This is a genomic window from Bradyrhizobium sp. SHOUNA76, from assembly GCF_023006445.1.
In the GTDB taxonomy this organism is placed as follows: domain Bacteria; phylum Pseudomonadota; class Alphaproteobacteria; order Rhizobiales; family Xanthobacteraceae; genus Bradyrhizobium.
Genome location: NZ_JALBHA010000749.1, coordinates 1 through 2,180, shown reverse-complemented (window position 1 = coordinate 2,180; position 2,180 = coordinate 1). Strand labels below are relative to the sequence as shown.

Sequence of the window (2,180 nt, the reverse complement as noted above, 5' to 3'; positions counted from 1 at the left end):
GACAGCGACGACGCCGGCCCGGCCCAACCAGCAGAAAAAGCAACCGTCACGGCCTGCCAATCCAGCCAATCCCGCACCGGCGCGGCAGGGCGCGGTGCAACCCTCGCCGCCAGTGGTCCAGCGCTAGGCGCGTTGCAGACCTGCTTGCGGGACTTTGCGGATTCCACTTTCCTGCAAAATAGTCTTAAGATTCGCGTGGCTTGATGCCTCGCGAATCCTGTGTTCCTGGAGAATTTGACCTGATGGCGCTGTCGTCCATGACCGGCTTTGCCCGAAGCCACGGCGCTAGCGGGCCGTACACGTTCGAATGGGAATTGAAGTCGGTCAACGCCAAGGGCTTTGACCTCCGGGTGCGGCTGCCACAGGGGTTCGACGAGCTCGAGGCCCATGCCAAAAAGCGCGCCGGCGAGCTTTTGTCGCGCGGCACCGTCTACGCCAATCTCACCGTCAAGCGCGCCAACGCCGCCGCCACGGTTCGCGTCAATGAGGACGTGCTCAACGCCGTCCTGAAGGCCGCCGCAGTGATCGCCGGCAAGGTCGACGCGGTGGCGCCGAGCATCGACGGACTGCTCGCCATCAAGGGCGTCGTCGAGGTCGCCGAGCCCGAGGGCGACGAGGAGGAGGACAAGGCGGCCCGTGCCGCTGCCGCCGAGGCCTTCGACAAGGCCCTCGACGAGCTCGTCGCGATGCGCAAGCGCGAGGGCACTTCGCTGGGGCAGATCCTGATCCAGAGGGTGGACGAGGTCGAGCAGCTGGCGAAAAAGGCGGAAGCTTCGCCCGGCCGCAAGCCGGAGGCGATCAAGGCCAGGCTCGCCGAGCAGATCGCGAGCCTGCTCGACACCTCAGACCGTTTCGATTCCGACCGCCTGATGCAGGAGGCGATCCTGATCGCCACCAGGGCCGACATCCGCGAGGAGCTCGACCGCATCGCCTCGCACATCGCGCAAGCGCGCGAGCTGATCGGCAAGGGCGGCCCGATCGGCCGGAAGCTCGACTTCCTGGCGCAGGAATTTCACCGCGAGGTCAACACCTGCTGCTCGAAGTCGAACGACATCGAACTGACCAATACGGGGCTGGCCATGAAAAACGTGGTCGAGCAGTTCCGCGAGCAGGTCCAGAATCTGGAGTGATCGATGACGACGGGCGGTCACGGAACTGACGGTGTCGAGCGACGCGGATTGATGTTCGTACTGTCCTCGCCCTCGGGCGCGGGCAAGACGACGCTGTCGCGCCTTTTGATCGATCGCATGTCCGGCCTGAAAATGTCGGTCTCCGCGACCACGCGGCCGATGCGGCCGGGCGAGGTCAACGGCAAGGATTATCTGTTCCTCGACAAGGCCAAGTTCGAGGCGATGGTGAAGGGCGACGAGCTGCTGGAATGGGCCACCGTGTTCGACAACAGCTACGGCACGCCGCGTGCGCCGGTCGAAGCCGCGCTGTCGTCCGGGCAGGACGTGCTGTTCGACATCGACTGGCAGGGCACGCAGCAATTGCGCGAAAAGGCGCGCGCCGACGTCGTCAGCGTCTTCATCCTGCCGCCCTCGGCGGCCGACCTCGAAAAGCGCCTGCATTCGCGCGCGCAGGATTCCGACGAGGTCATCCGCAAGCGCATGAGCCGCGCTAGCCACGAGATGAGCCATTGGGCCGAGTACGACTACATCGTGATCAACCACGACGTCGACGAGGCCTTCGCCGAGGTGCAATCGATCCTGAAGGCCGAGCGCCTCAAGCGCGAGCGGCGGATTGGCCTCGTTGGTTTCGTGCGAGGTTTGCAGGGTCAGCTTCAGGGCTAGGCTGCGGTAGCCGCGGGCCTTGCTTCGCCAGTCGTTCCAGCATCGCGGTGATCACGTCGACGTCGACGGCTTCTTCAACCTGCACGTCTTCATCGCGCCCGACTTCGCTTTGAGCGAAAGGCTTTTCGTCATCGGCGTGCTTGGTGACGTCCTTGGCGACGTCCTTGGCGACGTCCTTGGCCGCGAGCCGCGGGGGCGATGCCTCGATCTCGAACTCTGCGTCGAAGATGTCGGCCTTGTCGAGCTCTGAGGCGGCGTTGCGAATGGAGGCGGATTGGGCCGCGATCCTGCCGATCTCCCTGGTGAATGCAGCGAGCTGCGCGGTCTGCGGCGGTCGTGCTTCGTCGAAGTCGACCGGGCTCGGCTGCGCGCGCGGCGTGACGGCCG

At 65.3% G+C, this 2,180-nt stretch carries 3 protein-coding genes and 1 pseudogene; 3 read left to right on the top strand and 1 reads right to left on the bottom strand.

Annotation, left to right across the window (positions count from 1 at the left end; translation table 11 throughout):
- The 3 genes from MOV74_RS41085 to gmk form a co-directional block, all read left to right on the top strand.
- Window positions 1-204 (top strand): hypothetical protein (locus MOV74_RS41085; RefSeq protein ID WP_309486875.1); only part of this gene is annotated, 204 nt, incomplete at its 5' end.
- Between the two features lie 38 nt (window positions 205-242).
- Window positions 243-1,130, top strand: a complete 888-nt coding sequence (locus tag MOV74_RS36575; RefSeq protein ID WP_246932182.1) for a YicC/YloC family endoribonuclease — start codon at window positions 243-245, stop codon at window positions 1,128-1,130.
- A 3-nt stretch (window positions 1,131-1,133) separates the two neighbouring features.
- Window positions 1,134-1,793 carry a guanylate kinase gene (gene gmk / locus MOV74_RS36570; protein ID WP_246932180.1) on the top strand — a complete coding sequence of 220 codons (660 nt, stop codon included), beginning with the start codon at window positions 1,134-1,136 and terminating at the stop codon, window positions 1,791-1,793.
- Here gmk and MOV74_RS36565 read toward each other — a convergent pair.
- Window positions 1,726-2,180, bottom strand: a pseudogene (locus tag MOV74_RS36565) (hypothetical protein); the annotation flags it as partial. The gene gmk and the pseudogene MOV74_RS36565 sit on opposite strands and share 68 nt — an antisense overlap.